Consider the following 18,445-nt stretch of genomic DNA (forward strand, 5'->3'; position numbering starts at 1 on the left):
GCTCCCTCGGGTCCGTTCAGTTGACCCCTGGCGGACGGATGCATAGGCACCGTGTGTGGGCTCTCCGGCCGCCTCGCCGTCTCCTGATGCGTGGACTCCTCCCCAGGAGTTCGACGAGTACCGCCTCGTGCGGGCCATCGGGCGTGGGCGCACGGGGCGCGTGTTCCTGGCCCATGACACGCTGCTGGAGCGCCCGGTCGCGGTGAAGTTCATCCCCGCCCTGGGGCCCAACGCCCTGGCGCGGTTCCTCGTGGAGGCCCGGGCGGCGGCCCGCATCCAGCACCCCAACGTCGTCACCCTCTACCGGGTGGGGCAACTGGAGGAGCAGCCCTACCTCGTCTCCGAGTTCATCCGGGGGATGAGCCTGGACCGCCTGCCCAAGCCACAGCCGTGGGAGCGGGTCCTGGCCATGGGGCGCGACCTGGCCCGCGGCCTGAGCGCCGCGCACCGGCGTGGGGTGCTGCACCGGGACATCAAGCCCGGCAACGCGGTGCTCACCGAGAGCGGCGAGGTGAAGCTGCTCGACTTCGGCCTGGCGAAGCTCCTGGACCGCGCCGCTGGCGCCAGCGATGCCGAGGCCCCCGGGCAGGCCACGCCGCCGGAGCTGCCACCGGAGCTGGACCCGGACGCCAGCCCCAACCTGGGCGCACGCTCGCTGGATGGCGTCTTCCTTCCCTCGCTGCCGCGCGGCTCGCTGGTGGGAACGCCCTACTACATGTCTCCGGAGGCCTGGGCGGGCGAGGCGCTGACGGCGCGCAGTGACGTGTACTCGCTGGGCGTCGTCCTGTACGAGCTGTGCGCCGGCAAGGGCCCGTTCCGCGACGTGCCGTGGCGCGAGCTGTCGGAGACGGTGCGGAGCCGGGACACACGCCCGCTGGCCCAGGCCGCGGCCGCCGTGGACCCGGCCTTCGCCAGCATCATCGACAAGTGCCTCCGCCGGGAGCCGTCCGAGCGGTATGCCACGGCGGCGCAGCTCCTCGACGCCCTGGAGTCCCTCGCGCGCGACGACGTCGTCCAGGCCGTGCCGGAGGGCAATCCCTACCGCGGTCTCCAGGCCTTCGAGGCGGAGCACCGCGCCGTCTTCTTCGGCCGCCGCCGCGAGCAGCGCGCGGTGCTGGAGCGGCTGCGCGCGGAGCCCTTCCTGCTCATCACCGGCGACTCGGGCGTGGGAAAGTCCTCCCTGTGCCTCGCGGGCCTGCTGCCCGCTGTCGCGGAGGGGGGACTCGAAGACGGGCGCCACTGGCGCACCGTGCGGCTGGTGCCGGGGCGCAGGCCCATCTCGACCCTGGCCGCGGCCCTGGCTCCGGTGCTGGAGACCGAAGAGGACGCCCTGGCCGAGGCCCTGCGCGCCGAGCCCACCTCCCTGGTCCGCCGGCTCCGCGTGAAGCTGGGGACGCGCGACGGACTGCTCGTCTACGTGGATCAGCTCGAGGAGCTGGTAACGCTGGCGCCACCGTCCGAGGTGGAGCTGGCGGGGCAGGCCCTGGGCGCGCTCGCGGAGGGCGCCAGTGGCGTGCGGCTCCTGGCCACCGGGCGCAGTGACTTCCTCACCCGCCTGTCCGCCGTGCCAGGACTGGGCGCCGAGGTGCCTCGTGCGCTGTACCTGCTGCGCGCCCTGACGCCCGAAGAGACGCGCGAGGCCGTGACGGGCCCCGCGCGCGTGAAGGGCGTGCGCTTCGAGTCCGACGCCCTGGTGGACGCGCTCGTCACCTCCACCCTGTCCGCCGCCGAGGGCGGGCTGCCGGTGCTCCAGTTCGCGCTGGCCGAGATGTGGGAAGCCCGTGACGTGGCGACGGGTGTCATGACGCAGGCGGCGCTGGACGCGATGGGCGGCGTGGAGGGGGCGCTCGCGCGGCACGCGGATTCCGCGGTGGCTCGGCTGTTACCGGACCAGCGGGTGGCGGCCCGAGGCGTGCTGCTGCGGCTCGTCACCGCGGACGGCACGCGCGCACGCAAGACGGACCGTGAGCTGGTGGGTGACGACCCGCGCTATCGCGCCGCGCTGGAGGCCCTGGTGCACGCACGCCTGCTGGTGGCGCGAGAAGCCCAGGACGGCACCTCGTACGAGCTGGCTCACGAGGCGCTGCTCTCCGGCTGGGGCACGCTGGCGCGCTGGCTGGCCGAGGCCTCCGAGCGCCGGGAAGTCCAATCCCGGCTGGAGTCCGCCGCCGCGCACTGGGAGAAGCTCGGCTTCCCGCGCGAGTCGCTGTGGGGACCGCGGCAGCTCGCGGAGGCCCGGGTGCTGGACACGGGCGAGCTCACGCGTCGCGAGCGCGACTTCTTGAAGGCCTCGCGCCGCACCATGGTGCGCAGCCGGCGGACGCGGCAGGCGCTGGTGGTGGGCTTCGTCGTGTCGCTGGGGCTCGTCTACGGCGGGCTCCGGTTGAGGGAGCGCTGGAGCCTGGACCGGCAGGTGCGCGACGAGCTGGGCCAGGCCGCCCTGGCGATGAGCGCCGTGCGTCAGGCATGGGGCGCGCTGGGCGCCGAGCGCGCCGAGGCCTTCCGCCTCTACGACGGAGGTCGCCGCGCCGACGCGGACCGGCACTGGAGCCGCGCGGGTGCGCAGGCGGGGATGCTGCGGGGCCACTTCGACGAGGTGGCGGGCCGGCTCGAGCGCGCGCTGGCCCTGGCCCCGGGCCGCTCCGACGTGCGCGAGGCGCTCGCGGACTTCCTCTACGAGCGCGCCCTGTGGGCCGAGCAGGACGAGGACGCCTCGGCGCTGCCCGCGCTGCTCCAGCGCCTGCGCCTCTATGACACGGAGGGGACGCGCTGGCTGCGCTGGAACGCCCCCGCGCGCCTCACCCTGGAGACACCCGTGCCCGGCGCGGAGGTGGAGCTGCGCCCGCTGTCGCGGGACGCCCAGGGCCGCTATCAACTGGGGGACGCCCTGAGCGCGAACCCGGGCCGCTGGGTGGAGGTGCCGGTGCCGCCGGGCACGTACCAGGTGTCCGTGCGCGCGCTGGGATACGAGCCGGTGGTGCAGTGGGTGCAGCTGCGGCGGGGCGAGGCGCGCCGGCTGGGTGTGCCGCTGCCTCGCGCCGGGAGCGTGCCGGAGGGCTTCGTCTTCATTCCACCCGGCGAGGTGAAGTTCGGCAGCGCGGCCGAGGCCAGCGTGCGCGAGTTCTTCAACGCGGTGCCCCAGCACTCGGTGGACGTGCCCGGCTTCCTCATCGCCCGGTACGAGGTGACCTATGCCGAGTGGCTGGCCTTCGTGGAGTCGCTGCCGCCGGAGCAGCGCGCGCGGCGCCTGCCGCGCGTGGGCACCGGAGGCTACGCGGGGCTGCTCAACCTGAGCCAGGTGGACGGCGTCTGGCGGCTGCGCTTCCAGCCGGGGAATGAGCCCTACGTGGCACGGGCCGGCGAGCCGCTGCGCTACGCCCGCCGGACCTCGCGCGCGGAGCAGGACTGGCTGCGCTTCCCCGTGAGCGGCATCACCTTCGCGGACGCGGAGGCCTATGTCGCGTGGCTGTCGGAGAGCGGCCGGGTCCCCGGCGCGAGGCTCTGTTCGGAGCTGGAGTGGGAGCGCGCGGCGCGCGGCGTGGACGGGCGGGAGTATCCGCACGGTGACACCCTGGCGCCCGATGACGCCAACATCGACACGACGTACGGCAAGCAGCCCGGCGGCTTCGGCCCGGACGAGGTAGGCAGCCACCCCGCCTCGCGCAGCCCGTTCGGCGTGGACGACATGTCCGGCAACGTGTGGGAGTGGACCCGCTCCTGGCTGGAGCCGGGCAAGGCCGTGGCCCGAGGGGGGAGCTTCGCCTTCGCGGCCACCTCCGCGCGCGCCTCCAACCGGGAGCTGCCGGAGCCTTCGCTGCGAGACGTGACGGTGGGCCTGCGCGTGTGCGCGGACGTGGCGCCTTCCCCCACGCCCTGAGCGCCTGCCTGGCTGCCCTACATGCGCTCCGCGCGTTAGCGGACGGAGGAACCCCGTGTCTGCCCTGGCGTTCTGGGGCGTTGACGCGAAGTCGACGAAGCAAGTGCCTGCGGGGACTCGCCTGAGTTGCTGGGCGAGCGACCGCTGCGGACATTGCCGCCGTGGTCGGGCCGGGAAGGTGGCGGTGATGGGCGCAAACAAGCGGACGTGGGCGGCGGTGGTCGTCGCCCTGGGCATGGTGGGGTGTGCGGGCGACGTGACGGAGGCGACGCCAGCGCTGCGCGTGAGCGTGGCGGAGCTGGCGGCGCCCAACGGGCGGAACCTGAATGGGCGCAATCTCAATGGCCGCAACCTGAACACCACCGAGCTCGGGCAGATGCTCGTGTCCGTGGACCTGGCGGGCGCGCGCCTCGCCGATGCAGCCCTGGGCGATGTGCGGCTGGAGGGCAGCGTCTTCCACGGCGTGGCGGCTGGCGCTCCGGTGTCCGGCGAGGGCTTCCTGGGCGCGCGCTTCACCGGCAACCTGGGCAGCGGCGGCACCGTCGAGCTGCGCGTCGACGACATCCAGCCGGGGACGGGCGCGGACGCGGACGTCTGGGTGTACCGCGTCTCCTACTTCGACGCCGGAGAGGGGCTCTGGAAGCCCGCGTGCCCGGCGGAGGACGGCACCGCGCTGGGCGCCATTCCGGTGATGGGCCGCTGGGACTACCGCCAGGGCGTGCAGGGCGGCGGCGCGAAGGTGGCGGACGCCGAGCGCTTCACCTTCGCCTGCGAGGGCGCGGCCATCGCCAAGTGCGTGCGCTTCGGCTACCGGCCCTGGGCGTCGACGGCGAGCGGCGCGAGCCTGGCGGACCATCACCAGGCGTGCACGCGCATGGTGCGCGCGGACTTCTGTGGAGACGGCACCTCGCACACCGATGACGGCAACTGGGTGAACCTCTACGACAGCGTCGGCGTGCAGGCGGACTCGGAGACGTGGCTGCACGAGGCCGAGTGGGACACCGATGGCGCCCGCTGCTTCACGCAGACGACGCGCGCGGCGCAGGCCGTGAGCTGCCCGCGGACGCAGCTCCCGGGCTGCGGCAAGCAGGCCCACTTCCAGGCAGGCACGCTCCTCATGAGCGAGGTCCCTCCCGCGCAGTAGGCGCTTCGGGCCTTCGCGGGCCCGGGAGGGCTCGGCGGCACGTCTGCCCGCCCTGCTTCCTGGCGGTGGACGCCGGCGTCAACGGCTACCGGGGGCAGGGGGGCGACACCATGGTTAGCCGGCTCGCCGCAGGGGGCGGAAATGGGAGATTCGCTGTGAGACGGGCTCGAATACGAAGCGTGTTCGGCGGAGCGTCCGTGGGGATGGCGCTGGGGCTGTGTGCCCTGGCGGGATGCCGCAAGGACGCTGCCGAGGAGGCCCCCGCGCCACAAGAAGCGCTGGAGGTCACGCTCGGCCAGGAGAACGTGGCGCGCGCCAAGGTGCGGGAGCTGCGCTCGGGGCCTGGCATCTCCGGCACCCTGCAGGCGCGCACGGCCGCCGCGGTGCGCGCTGAGGTGGGAGGCACCATCCTCGACCTCAAGGCCCAGCAGGGCCAGGTGGTGAAGAAGGGCGAGGAGCTGGCGCGCATCGAGGACGCCACGCTGAAGGACCAGCTCATCGCGGCGACGGCCGCGGTGCGCACGGCCCGCAGCACGCTGCAGGTGGCCGAGGCCGAGCTGGAGCGCAGCGCCAAGCTGGCGAAGGCGGGCGTCATCACCCAGCGCGACTTCGAGCGGGCCCAGCTCTCCCTGGAGCAGGCCAAGGGACAGCTCGCGGAGGCGCGCTCCCGCCAGGCCCTGTCGCGGGAGCAGCTCGACCGCGCGCGCGTCGTCGCGCCCTTCGAGGGCGTGGTGAGCGAGCGGCAGGCGAGCGCGGGCGACGTCGTCCAGCCCAGCGCGCCCCTCTTCACCGTGGTGGACCCGCGCACGCTGCGCCTGGAGGCCTCCGTGCCCGCCGCGCAGCTCGAGCAGGTGCAGGTGGACACGCCAGTGGAGTTCCACGTGACGGGCTACGGGGACCGCGCGTTCCGCGGCACGGTGGAGCGCATCAATCCGGTGGTGGACCCCGCCACCGGCCAGGTGCGCATCTACGTCGCCATTCCCAACACGGACCTGCAGTTGCTGGCCGGCCTCTTCGCGGAGGGGCGCGTGGCCTCGCAGGCGGTGAAGTCGCTCGCGGTCCCCATCGACGCCATCGACGACACTGGCACCGAGCCCTCCGTGCTGCGCATCCAGGATGGCCGGGTGCAGCGGTCCAAGGTCACCCTGGGCCTGCGGGACGAGGTGGCGCGGCAGGTGGAGGTCCGCTCCGGGCTGGAGGCGGGAGACGTGGTGCTGCTCGGCGCGGCGCGGGACGAAGTCACGGAAGGCGCGCGCGTGAAGGTGTCACCCGCGCGGCCCGACGCGCAGCCCGTGCAGGACACCGGGCCGGGTGTGGGGGGCTCCGAGGCGCCGCCGTCACCGGCGGGACAAGGACAGGAACAGGGACAGCGAACGCTGGAGCCGCAGCCCGCGTCCACGCCACCGCCGGAGGAGGGCGCGTCGCCTCCCTCGCCGTGAGGCCCCGCCGTCCACCACTGCCCCCAGCCGGGAGTCACGTCCGTGTTCATCTCCGACTTCGCCATCAAGCGTCCCATCGTCACCATCACCTCGATGCTGGCGCTGGTGGTCTTCGGTCTCGTCTCGCTGGGGCTGCTGGAGACGGACGAGTTCCCCGACGTCCAGCCCCCCGTCGTCAGCGTCACCATCGCCTACCCGGGGGCGTCACCGGAGACGGTGGAGCGGGAGATCGTCGAGCCCATCGAGGACGCCATCTTCGCCATCAGCGGGGTGGACCCGGATGAGACGACGTCCATCGCCACCGACGGCCTGGCGAGCTTCACGGTGTTCTTCGACTTCGAGAAGGACATCCAGGAGGCGTCGCAGGACATCCGGGACGCCATCTCCAGCAAGCGCGCGGACCTGCCACAGGAGATGGAGGAGCCCATCCTCACGCGCTTCGACCCGGCGGACCAGCCCATCGTGTCGCTGACGCTCACCTCGGAGGGGCTGGACGTGGCGGCGCTCTCGCTGGTGGCGGACCCGACGGTGGTGGGGGAGCTGCGCTCGGTGCCCGGCGTGGCGCAGGCCGAAGTCGTGGGCGACGTGGCCCGGGAGATGACGGTGCAGCTCAAGCCGGAGGCGCTCCAGGCCGCGGGGCTGTCCGTCGCGGAGGTGGTGGCCGCGCTCCAGGCGCAGAACCTGGCTGCACCGGTGGGCCGCATCAACGCGCCGCTGTCGGAGGAGTCCATCCGCCTCAAGGGGCGGCTGGAGAAGGTGGAGGACTTCCGCGACATGGTGGTGGCCTCGCGAAACGGGCAGGCCATCCGGCTGGGCCAGGTGGCGGACGTCTTCGTCGGTGCCGAGGAGCCGCGCACGCTGGCGCTCTTCAACGGCGCCCAGGCGGTGGGCATCGACGTGCTCAAGGCCCGCGGCTACAGCACCACCCAGGTCGCGGACGCGGTGCGCGAGCGGGTGCAGGCGCTCCAGCAGCGGCTGCCCGCGGGCGTGAAGCTCGAAATCGTGCGCGACGCCGGTGTCCGCGTGGAGAGCGCCGTCCACAACGTGCAGTCCGCGCTGCTGGAGGGCGCGGTGCTCACGGTGCTGGTCGTCTTCGTCTTCCTCAACTCCTGGCGCTCCACCGTCATCACCGGCCTGGCGCTGCCGGTGAGCGTGCTGGCGTCCTTCATCAGCGTGTGGGCCTTCGGCTTCACGCTCAACACCATGTCGCTGCTGGGCCTGACGCTGGCCATCGGCATCCTCATCGACGACGCCATCGTCGTGCGAGAGAACATCGTCCGCCACGTGGAGATGGGGAAGGACCACTACACGGCGTCGCGGGAAGGCACCTCGGAAATCGGCCTCGCGGTGTCGGCGACCACGTTCTCCATCGTCGCCGTCTTCGTGCCGGTGGCCTTCATGTACGGTGTGGCCGGCCAGTGGTTCAAGCCCTTCGCGCTCACCATCGCCTGCGCGGTGCTGGTGTCGCTCTTCGTGTCCTTCTCGCTGGACCCGATGCTGAGCGCGTACTGGCCGGAGCCCCACAAGAAGGAGCGCCCGGGCTTCATCACCCGCGTGTTGAACCGCTTCAACGCGTGGTTCGACCGGCAGGCGGAGCGCTACAAGCACGTCATCGCCTGGGCCCTGGACCACCGGCTCGCCATGGTGCTGGTGGCGGTGGGCTCGCTGGTGGGCGCGCTGGTGCTGCAAGGCACCCTGGGTGGCGCGGGCTTCGTGCCGGTGAGCGACCGCGCCGAGGTGGAGCTGCTCGTGGAGACGCCGCCGGGCTCCAGCCTGGAGTACACGCGGCGCAAGGTGGACGAGGTGACGCGCACCCTCCGCGCCCACCCGGAGGTGCACTACACGTACGCCACCATCGGCGTGCCCCTGGCGCTCAGCGCGCCCGGCGTGGACCAGGCGCTGGTGTACGTGCGGCTGACGCCAAAGTCGGAGCGTGACGTGAGCCAGGATGCGCTGGGCGTCCAGTTCCGCGAGGAGATGAAGCGCATCGGCGGCGCCACCGTCTCCGTCTTCACCTCGGGCTTCGGCGGGGCCTTCAAGCAGCTCCAGTACGAGCTGCGCGGGCCGGACCAGAAGGTGCTCACGCAGCTGGCGGAGCAGGTCCGGAAGGAAGTGGAGCAGGTGCCCGGCGCGGTGGACGTGGGCCTGTCCACGCGAGGGCAGAAGCCGGAGCTGGAGGTGGAGCTGAACCGCGGGCTCGCGGGGCAGCTCGGCGTGACGGTGGGGCAGGTGGCCCAGGCGCTGCGGCCGGCCTTCGCGGGCCTGGACGTGGGGGACTGGGTGGACCCCATTGGCGAGACGCGCGAGGTCATGGTCCGGCTGGCGCCGGGGGCGCGTGACAATCCCAATGACCTGGCGCAGCTGCCCATCGCCGTGGGCGCGGCGCCGGGCGGCCTGCCTCGGCTGGTGCCGTTGGGACAGGTGGCGGACATCCGCCGGACGCTGGGCCCGGCGCAGGTGACGCACCTGGACCGCGAGCGCGTCATCAACGTGCAGGCGAACGTGCAGGGCCGCTCGCTGTCGGAGGTGGGCGCCGACATCCAGAAGCGGCTGGACGGCGTGAAGCTGCCGCCGGGCTACACGCTGACGACGGGCGGCGAGTCCGCGGACCAGGCCGAGGTCTTCATGCGCGTGTTCATCGCGCTCGGCATGGCGCTGCTGCTGATGTACTTCATCCTCGTCATCCAGTTCGGCTCGTTCCTGGACCCGCTGGCCATCCTCATCTCGCTGCCGCTGTCGCTCATCGGCGTGGTGCTGGCGCTGCTGCTCACCGGCGACACGCTGAACCTCATGAGCCTCATCGGCATCATGCTGCTGATGGGCATCGTCGCGAAGAACGCCATCCTCCTCATCGACTTCGCCAAGTGGTCGCACGAGAAGGGCATGCCGCTGCGAGAGGCGCTCATCGAGGCGGGCCGCATCCGCCTGCGGCCCATCATCATGACGACCTTCGCGCTGGTGGCGGGCATGGTGCCGGTGGCCATCGGCGCGGGCGAGGGGGGGGACTTCCGCGCCCCCCTGGGCCGCGCGGTGATTGGCGGCACGCTGACGTCCACGCTGCTGACGCTGCTGGTGATTCCCACGGTGTACGAAATCCTGGTGGACGGCCGGACGTGGGCCACGCGCAAGCTGCGCAAGCTCTTCCACATGCGACCGCCCGAGGCGCGCTCGCACGGTGGCGGTGGCGGCGAACCTCGGCCTGCCCCCCAGGCCCGGCACGAGTGAGGGGTCGACAACGAAGTCGCGGGCCTGGGACATCAGGACGGTTGGCGCATCGCGCCAGGGGCCGTAGGGTCAGCCCCTTCCGCCATGTCTCGCGCTTTGCTGCCCGAAAACCATCACCGACTCGTCACCGAAGCCCTGGCCGCGCTGGACGTCCGCAACCTGGTGCTCAGCATCCACGACCCGAGCTTCCCCAGCCTTCCAGAAGAGGACACCGGCTGGGGCTCGCCCTACTCCGAGGGCGCGGCGCGCTTCCTCGCGTTCTCCCGGGCGCTGGGCTTCAACGGCATCCAGCTGGGCCCGCAAGGGCAGGTGACCGAGTACAACGCCTCGCCATATGACGGCACGCTCTTCTCGCGCAACGTCCTCAACGTGGCGCTCGCGGCGCTGGAGGCCCCCGAGCCCTGGGGCGCGCTCCTGCCACCCGGCCGCGTCGCCGGGCTCGCCGCCCGCCAGCCTGCATCGCTCAGCCCCGGCGAGCGCTTCCGCCATGCCTTCCGGGAACAGACCGCGCTGCTGAACGAGGCGTGGCAGACCTTCCGCCACCAGCGCGCGGCCCCGGACGCATCCGCCGCCATCAAGGCGCTGGCCTCGCGCTTCGACACGTTCCGCCAGCAGCACCGGGCCTGGCTGGTGCGCGATGCCCTCTTCGACGTGCTGTGCGAGGAGAAGCGCGAGCCGGACTGGCGGCGCTGGGCGGACTCGCTCGACGGGCGGCTGTGGAGCCCGCGCCCGGAGGAGGAGGCCGCGGCCGCCGCGCGCCTGGCACAGCTCGAGCTGCGATACGCGGACTCGCTGGAGCGCTACGCCTTCTGGCAGTTCCTCGTCCACGCGCAGCACCAGACGCTGCGGGAGCGCGCGGGCGCCTGGCGCCTGAAGCTGTACGGCGACCTGCAGATTGGCCTGTCGCCGCGGGACGCATGGGCGTGGCAGGGCCTCTTCCTGCGCACCTACCTCATGGGCGCCCCGCCCAGCCGGACGAACCCGGATGGCCAGCCCTGGAACTATCCGGTGATGGACCCGGGGCAGTACTTCGAGGCCGACGACGCGGGCGCCAATGCTGGCAGCCGCAGCGGGCCGGTGCTGCGCTTCATGAACGCGCGCATGGACAAGATGCTGGGCGAGTACGACGGCCTGCGCTTGGACCACCCGCACGGCCTGGTGTGCCCCTGGGTGTACCGCGCGGACCTGCCGGACGCGCTGTGGGCGGTGCAGCACGGCGCCCGCCTCTTCTCGTCCCCGGACCTGCCGGACCACCCGGAGCTGGCGCACTTCGCGCTCGTCCATCCCGGTCAGGTGGACCGCGCCGTGCCGCGCTACGCGGACCACTGGGTGAAGGACCTCTCGCCCGAGCAGGTGCGCCGCTACAGCGTCCTCTTCGACACCGTGGTGGAGGCGGCCCGGCGCAACGGGCGGCAGCTGGGGGACCTGCTCGCCGAGGTGCTCAGCACGCTGCCGTATCCACTGGAGCGCGTGCTGGCGCAGTACGGCCTGGGCCGCTTCCGCGTGACGCAGAAGGCGGACCTGAACAACCCCGCGGACGTGTACCGCAGTGAGAATGTGGGCCCCGAGGACTGGGTGATGGTGGGCAACCACGACACGAAGTCGCTGTGGCGGCTGGTGACGGACTGGCAATGGAAGGGCACGCTGCGCGCCCAGGCGGACTACCTGGCCTGGCGCCTGTGTCCGGAGGACGCCGGGCGCGAGGCCTTCGCGCGCGAGCTGGCGGCCAGCCCCGGGCGGCTCGCGCAGGCCAAGGTGGCGGACCTGTTCGCCAGCCGCGCGCGCAACGTGATGATGTTCTTCACGGACCTGCTGGGGCTGCCGGAGACGTACAACACGCCCGGCACGGTGGACGAACGCAACTGGTCCCTCCGCGCGCCCCAGGACTGGGCGAGCCAGTACCGCGAGCGGCTGCGCGCGGACGCCGCGGTGAACCTGCCCGCGGTGCTCGCCATGGCGCTGCGGGCCCAGGGCCCGCAGGCGCGAGCACGGCACGCGTCATTGCTCGAGGGGCTGGACGCGCTGGCACGCCAGCTCCGGGCCGGGTGACGCGCCCGCTCAGTGCTTCACGTCCACCACGAGGCGGGTGGGGTCGCGCAGCGCCATGACGCGGTATTCGCCGCGGGCCTTGGTGCCGAGCACCCACGTCACCTCGGCCTCGAAGTCACACGTGCGCACCAGCTCCAGCAGGGTGGGCAGCCTGGGCTTCAGCTCGAGCGCGGCGACGGTGGCGCGGCCCTGGTCGTCATGGCCGCGCGCGGGCGTGAGGGTGACCTGGAGCCAGGCCTGTCCGGCCACGGGCGTCTCGTCGCCCGAGCCACACTGGATGATGGGCTTGTCCACGTACTGGAGCTGGTAGCCGGGGACCTGCGGCCCGTCGAACTCGAACACCACCCGGTCGAAGTCCGCGTGGGTGCCGGCGCGCACCGAGCGCAGCGTCACCGCCTGGGCGGTGCTCCGCTTCAGCTGCACCGGCTCCGTGGTCCACTCCCGGTTCGCCACGCCGTCGGGAGGAGCGTCCGGCGCGGGGGCTTCCGTGGGGGGCACGGCCTCCCCGCCGGCCCCGTCCGCGAAGACACCCGTCGCCGTGTGGACGGGAGGCCTGGCGGCGGCCTCGCCCTCGCGAGGGATGGTGCCCTCCGGGGGGCGGGTGGAGGGGATGCCCGTGGCCTGGGGCGGGGCCTGCGTCTCGGTGGGCGCCGCGGCGGGCTCCTCCTTCTTCGAGCATCCCGCGACCGCGAGACTTCCGGCCAGCCATAGCGACGTCAGCCTGCGTCCAGACAGCGTCATCGTCTCTCTCCTGTTTGCCCACATGTTTGGGATTCCGCCCCTTCGTCTCGCACGAGGGGCGGCCCGGAAGCCAGTGCCCCGGCGCCCGGGCCCCGTTGCCTCGCGGCACCGCCGCCCCCACGAATGCATGACACAGGATGGTGAGGCCGCGACTATCGTCCGCGCCGCACGCAGCCCGCGCGGCCCCTGACGCGCACGAACCGGAGAGCATCCTCGCATGGCCCCCCTCGATTTGACCTCTCTTCCCCGTCCCTCGAAGGACGACGCCACCGTGGGAACGATGGCGCGTGGCCTCGTCGGCAGCGAAATCCTCCGCATCGCGGCGGAGATTCGCGAGCGGGTCGCCCAAGGCCAGAAGGTGTGCAACCTCACCGTGGGCGACTTCAACCCGCGTGAGTTCCCCATCCCCGACGGCCTGCGAGCCCACATCGCCACCGCCCTCCAGGCGGGCGAGACGAACTACCCCCCGTCCGACGGCGTGCTGGAGCTCCGCCAGTCCGTGCAGCGCTTCTACGAGCGCTCGCTCGGACTGAAGTACCCGCTGGAGGGCATCGTCATCGCGGGCGGCGCGCGGCCCATCATCTACGGCACGTTCCGCAGCGTGCTGGACGCCGGAGAGACGGTCGTCTACCCGGTGCCCTCGTGGAACAACAACCACTACGCGCACATGATGGACGCGAAGAGCGCGGTGGTGGTGACGGACGCCGCGCGCGGCTTCATGCCCACCGTGGAGCAGCTCACGCCGCACCTGGGCAGCGCGCGCCTCTTGTGCCTGTGCAGCCCGCTCAACCCCACGGGCACCATGATTGAGCCGGACGTGCTGGGCGCCATCTGCGAGCGCATCGTCACGGAGAACCGCGAGCGCGAGAAGCAGGGCCGCAAGCCGCTCATCCTCATGTACGACCAGATTTACTGGGTGCTGAGCTTCGGCGCGACGAAGCACGTCACGCCGGTGGCGCTGGTGCCGGAGGTGGCCCCCTACACGGTGTTCGTGGATGGCATCTCCAAGGCCTTCGCCGCCACGGGCGTGCGCGTGGGCTGGGGCGTGGGGCCGCCGACGATCATCGCCCGCATGCGCGACGTGCTCGGCCACGTGGGCGCGTGGGCGCCCAAGGCGGAGCAGGTGGCGGTGGCACGCTACCTCGACGACACCGCGGCGACGGCGTCCTTCCTGGAGGGGATGCGCGAGCGCGTGGACGCGCGGCTGGAAGCCCTGCACCAGGGCCTCACGCGCATGCGCGAGGCGGGCCTGCCGGTGCAGCACATCGCCCCGCAGGGCGCCATCTACCTGTCGGTCCGCTTCGACCTGGTGGGCAAGGGCGGTCTGCGCACCAACAATGACATCCGCAAGCTGCTGCTGGAGAAGGCCAACCTGGGCGTGGTGCCCTTCCAGGCCTTCGGGCTGGACGCGGACACGGGCTGGTTCCGCCTGTCGGTGGGCGCCACCTCCGTGAAGGAAATCGAGGAGGCACTGCCCCGGGTCGAGGCCACCCTCCGCGAGGTGCTCGCCGCCGGGACGTAGTCCGTGCGACATCTGCCCGCCGCGCCCGTTCCTGAGTGAGGGCCCTGGGAATACCCTGCCAGGGGCCTCGTTGGGCCGCACACGTGAATTCCTCCATGCTCAGGCGATTCGTGGATGTTCGGGACGAGGAGGTGGGCGCCCTCCGTTGGTCGTTCCTGTACTTCTTCACGCTGATGTGCGGCTACGCCATCCTCCGGCCCATCCGCAACGAGATGGGCACGGCGGGCAGCGTGAAGGGCCTGGACTGGCTCTTCACCGCCACCTTCCTGGTGATGCTGGCGGCGGTGCCGGCCTACTCCGCGCTGGTGTCCCGCTGGCCCCGGCGGGTGGTGATTCCGCGCGTCTACCGCTTCTTCCTCGTCAACCTGCTGGGTTTCTTCGTGCTGCTGAAGCTCGGCGTGGCGCGGGAGACGGTGGCGCGGGTCTTCTATGTCTGGCTCAGCGTCTACAACCTGTTCGTCGTCTCCATCTTCTGGAGCTTCATGGCGGACGTCTTCGCCAGCGGGCAGGGCAAGCGCCTCTTCGGCTTCATCGCCGCGGGCGGCACCACGGGGATGCTGGTGGGGCCCTTCCTGGTGGGCCGGCTCGCCGAGCCCGTGGGGCCGGTGAACCTCATCCTCGTCTCCGCGGTCCTGCTGGAGGTGAGCGCGCAGTGCGTGCGCCGCCTGAGCGGCTGGGCCCAGGACGTCCAGCACCAGCCCGCGGCCGCGCAGGGGCCGCTGGGCGGGGGCGTGCTCGCGGGGCTGCGGCTGCTCGTGACCTCGCCCTTCCTGCTCGCCCTGGGGCTTCAGGTGCTGCTCTACGCGGCCACCTCCACGTTCCTCTACTTCCAGGAGGTGCAGCTCGTCGCCGCGCTGGGCAAGGACGCCGCGTCGCGCACGGCGCTCTTCGGGGACATCGACTTCTACGTGCAGCTGGCGACGCTGGGGCTGCAGACGCTCGTCACCGGGCGCGTCATGACCCGGCTGGGACTGGGCGCCGCGCTCGCCGTGGCGCCGGTGCTCACGGGGCTGGGGTTCCTGGGGCTCGCCGCGATGCCGGTGCTGGGCGTGCTCATCCTCTTCAAGGCGGCGCGCGGCGCCAGCCACTACGCGCTGGAGCGGCCCTCGCGCGAGGTGCTCTTCACCACCGTGGACCGTGAGGCGCGCTACAAGTCGAAGAGCTTCATCGACACCGTGGTGTACCGCGGCAGCGACACGGTGAGCGCGTGGCTTCAGGGCGGGCTGACGAAGCTGGGCCTGGGCCCGACGGGCCTGGCGCTGGCGGCGGTGCCCCTGGCCGGCGCGTGGCTGGGCGTGTCGCTGTACCTCGCGCGCCACCAGCGGAGGCAGGCGGAGGCGGCGCCGCCGGGCGCGCTCGAAGCATCGGTTCCGGAGAAGGTCGCGGCCCCTTAGCGGCCGTGCCCACGCAGTCCTTCCATCCACGCAGGAGGAGTCCCGCATGAGGCTGTCTCGCAGAAGGTTGATTCAGGGCGCGGTCGCGACGGGCTCGCTCTGGGCCATGGGGTGTGCCACGAAGGGGGCGTCCGGCCCTGGCGCGGCGTCCGTACAGGGGCAGGGCGAGCAATCCTCCGCCCCGGCGGCGCCGCTGCGCATCCTCATCCTGGGCGGCACGGCCTTCCTGGGCCCGGCGCTGGTGGAGTTCGCGCGCTCGCGCGGCCACACGGTGACGCTCTTCAACCGGGGGAAGACGAACCCCGGCCTCTTCCCGGACGTGGAGAAGCTGGCGGGCGACCGCGACCCGAACAAGGGCGAGGGCCTGAAGGCGCTGCAGGGCCGCACCTGGGACGCGGTGGTGGACACCTCCGGCTATGTGCCGCGCGTCGTCCGGGCCTCCGCGGAGCTGCTGGCGCCCCACGTCCAGCACTACACCTTCGTGTCCTCCGTCTCCGTCTACCAGGAGCTCACGCAGATGGGGCTGCACGAGGCCGCCGCCGTCGCCACGGTGGAGGACCCGACGACGGAGGATGTCCCGAAGCACTACGGCGCGCTCAAGGCGCTCAGCGAGCAGGCGGCGGAGGCCGCCATGCCGGGCCGGGTCCTCAACGTGCGCCCGGGGCTCATCGTCGGCCCGGATGACCCGACGGACCGCTTCACCTACTGGCCCGTGCGCGTGGCGCGCGGCGGCGAGGTGCTGGCGCCGGGGGATGGGGAGGACCCCATCCAGTTCATCGATGCCAGGGACCTGGCCGCGTTCATCATCCGCTCCGTCGAGCGCCGCATCACCGGCGTCTTCAACGCCACCGGGCCCGAGCATACCCAGTTGATGCGGGACGTCCTCGAGGCGTGCAAGACGGCGCTGGGAAGTGACGCGCGCTTCACCTGGGCGGACACCGCCTTCCTGGCGAAGCACCAGGTGGAGTCCTGGACGGACCTGCCGGCGTGGGTGCCGCGCACCGGTGAAGAGCGCGGCCTCGGTGCGGTGAGCATCTCCAGGGCGCTGGCGGCGGGCCTGACCTTCCGCCCGGTCGCGGACACCATTCGGGACACGGTGGCCTGGTTCAAGACGCTTCCGCCCGAACGCCAGGCGAAGCTGCGCGCGGGCCTCGCCCCCGAGCGTGAGCAGCAGGTGCTGTCCGCGTGGCATCAGTCTCGCGGTAACGCCACGGCGGGCTGAGCGGGCTTCCCGTCGGGAGAAGGGCCAGGGGCTGCGCGTGAGGACCGCTCACGCCGCCCACCTTGCTTCAAGGTATGCGGGTTTGGCAGGAAGGGCGGGCAACGCTGCTGGCTGCCCAGGGGAACCCCCATCATGAAGCCCGAACTGCTGAAGCACGCCCTTCCACCCGCGCTCCGCGCCCGAGGCACGCCCGTGCTGCTGGGGGCGCTGCTGGCCGCCTGCGGCGGCAAGGACGTCCGGCCGGAGAATCCACCCGCGGCGAGCGACTGCGCGCCGCTGCGGCTGGAGCGCGACGTCGACCTGGATGGCTTCCGCACCGACCGCTTCGAGTGGCGTGACGCCGACTGCAAGCCGCGCTCGGCCTCGCTGGTGCGCAACGACGCCCCGGACCCCGCCGGGTGGACGGGCGGCTACGTCCGTCGCTACACCTACGACGTCGCGGGCACGGCGCGCGTCTGTGATGGCTCCACGGACGAGGTCCCCGGCTGGGGCATGGTGACGAGCCACCTGCGCGCCGGCGCGACGTGGGGCAACTGGACGGAGAAAATCCAGGGGACCTGGCGCACCGTCTTCGAGGGACGCCACCACGCGCTGCACGAGTTCCGCTGGCCGCTGACGCTCGACGACCACGTCGTCGACGTCACGGTGCACTACCTCTTCGCCACCGGCCGCAGCCACCCGCTCTACGCCATCACCCATGATGCGTCCGGGGCGCCGCCCGACGTCATCGAGGCGGACGTGCGCTCGCCCTACGGCGACATCCTCTTCGACGGGGACGGCAACGCGGACATCTCCGGCGTGAGCTGGGGAGACCGCTACCGCTTCGTGACGCTGGGGGCCGGGCCCATGACGCGGGCCAGCGGCTGGGACTACCGCGAGCCCAACGTGGTGCCCTACACCCGCATGTGGATGACCGCGCCCGACGCGGAGATGGGCGTGGTGCAGACGCAGACCTGGGAGCAGAAGCCCGCGGGTGGCTACTGGCACTACGCGTCCTGGGGACAGGCGGATGCCGACGGCCCCCTGCCCGTGGACTGGAACTGGACCTACCAGCTCAACCAGTACCAGCTCCCCGAACAGGGGCCCACGCGCTCGCACCGGCTGGCGTGGGGGAGCAACTTCGGCGCGGTGGGCTTCCGCGAGTACCCGCGCTACGGCGACGACGCCATGCTGTCCGGCTACCCGTACCAGAGCTACTCCGTCTTCATGGTGCTGGGCACGCACAGCTCGGACCCGGTGATGCGGCTGGTGGCGGAGGTGGAGGCCTGGCAGGGCGTGCGGCTCACGGCCACCGAGGGCCGCGTCGTGGACCGGGGGCCCGGCGGCGTGGGGCGGGAGGACGTGGTGACGCGCGAGGTGCCCGGCTACAACCCGGTGTACGCCACCTGGGAGGCCGAGGTCGCCGCGAACAACCGCGCCTCGCTGCGCTTCGAGACGGGGGGCCGCGCGCTCGTGAATCCCATGCTGGTGCTGCGCGGCTACACCGCGGCCACGCCGCCCGCGCGCGTCACGCTGGACGGCCAGGCGCTCACGGCCGACGTGGACTACTTCGCGTCCGTGGATGAGGCGGGCAACGCCCTGTGGCTCACCCTGCGCCGCTCGCTGAACGGCACGGCGGCGCTTCACGTCGAGTGAGCGCGGGCGCGCGAAGGGTAGGAGGGGCTGGACGGGCGCGTCCGACCGGGGCGCCCGCGCCGCGGGTGAAGCGAACCCGCGCGGGAGGTGGAGCCACCTCGCGCCGGGGCCCGCAAAGCAACGGGGGATGCCCCGATGGACTCGGAGCATCCCCCGGATTTCGACCCATTATCGGGTTCGCCCTCCCCCTCTGGCGA

At 72.5% G+C, this 18,445-nt stretch carries 10 protein-coding genes; 9 read left to right on the plus strand and 1 reads right to left on the minus strand.

Annotated features, from left to right (window positions below; translation table 11 throughout):
- Nucleotides 1-55: 55 nt before the first annotated feature.
- The 5 genes from VZL07_RS16930 (at nucleotide 56) to VZL07_RS16950 (ending at nucleotide 11,734) form a co-directional block, all read left to right on the plus strand.
- Entirely contained in the window at nucleotides 56-3,877 is a 3,822-nt protein-coding gene (locus VZL07_RS16930; protein WP_426756577.1) for a protein kinase domain-containing protein, read from the plus strand.
- Between the two features lie 187 nt (nucleotides 3,878-4,064).
- The gene (locus VZL07_RS16935; protein ID WP_426756578.1) at nucleotides 4,065-5,021 is read left to right on the plus strand and encodes an ADYC domain-containing protein; all 957 of its coding nucleotides are present in this window, start codon (nucleotides 4,065-4,067) and stop codon (nucleotides 5,019-5,021) included.
- Nucleotides 5,022-5,200: 179 nt separating this feature from the next.
- Nucleotides 5,201-6,460, plus strand: coding sequence for an efflux RND transporter periplasmic adaptor subunit (locus tag VZL07_RS16940; protein ID WP_426756579.1), 1,260 nt, complete (start codon nucleotides 5,201-5,203; stop codon nucleotides 6,458-6,460).
- A gap of 42 nt (nucleotides 6,461-6,502) precedes the next feature.
- Nucleotides 6,503-9,685, plus strand: a complete 3,183-nt coding sequence (locus VZL07_RS16945) for an efflux RND transporter permease subunit (protein ID WP_426756580.1) — start codon at nucleotides 6,503-6,505, stop codon at nucleotides 9,683-9,685.
- Between the two features lie 84 nt (nucleotides 9,686-9,769).
- Complete coding sequence (locus VZL07_RS16950) at nucleotides 9,770-11,734, plus strand: 4-alpha-glucanotransferase (protein ID WP_426756581.1); 1,965 nt, start codon at nucleotides 9,770-9,772, stop codon at nucleotides 11,732-11,734.
- Between the two features lie 9 nt (nucleotides 11,735-11,743).
- Here VZL07_RS16950 and VZL07_RS16955 read toward each other — a convergent pair whose 3' ends face one another.
- Complete coding sequence (locus VZL07_RS16955; protein WP_426756582.1) at nucleotides 11,744-12,475, minus strand: AMIN-like domain-containing (lipo)protein; 732 nt, start codon at nucleotides 12,473-12,475, stop codon at nucleotides 11,744-11,746.
- 217 nt (nucleotides 12,476-12,692) lie between these two features.
- On the opposite strand from VZL07_RS16955, the gene VZL07_RS16960 reads away from it, so the two are divergent.
- From VZL07_RS16960 to VZL07_RS16975, 4 genes are all read left to right on the plus strand, one after another.
- On the plus strand, nucleotides 12,693-13,997 hold the full coding sequence (locus VZL07_RS16960; protein ID WP_426756583.1) for a pyridoxal phosphate-dependent aminotransferase: 1,305 nt from the start codon (nucleotides 12,693-12,695) through the stop codon (nucleotides 13,995-13,997).
- Nucleotides 13,998-14,092: 95 nt separating this feature from the next.
- Complete coding sequence (locus VZL07_RS16965) at nucleotides 14,093-15,391, plus strand: NTP/NDP exchange transporter (RefSeq protein WP_426756584.1); 1,299 nt, start codon at nucleotides 14,093-14,095, stop codon at nucleotides 15,389-15,391.
- Between the two features lie 46 nt (nucleotides 15,392-15,437).
- Complete coding sequence (locus tag VZL07_RS16970) at nucleotides 15,438-16,613, plus strand: NAD-dependent epimerase/dehydratase family protein (protein ID WP_426756585.1); 1,176 nt, start codon at nucleotides 15,438-15,440, stop codon at nucleotides 16,611-16,613.
- 132 nt (nucleotides 16,614-16,745) lie between these two features.
- Entirely contained in the window at nucleotides 16,746-18,248 is a 1,503-nt protein-coding gene (locus VZL07_RS16975) for a hypothetical protein (protein WP_426756586.1), read from the plus strand.
- The last annotated feature ends 197 nt before the right edge of the window (nucleotides 18,249-18,445 follow it).

Source organism: Pseudomyxococcus flavus, assembly GCF_050038885.1.
Lineage (GTDB): Bacteria > Myxococcota > Myxococcia > Myxococcales > Myxococcaceae > Myxococcus > Myxococcus flavus.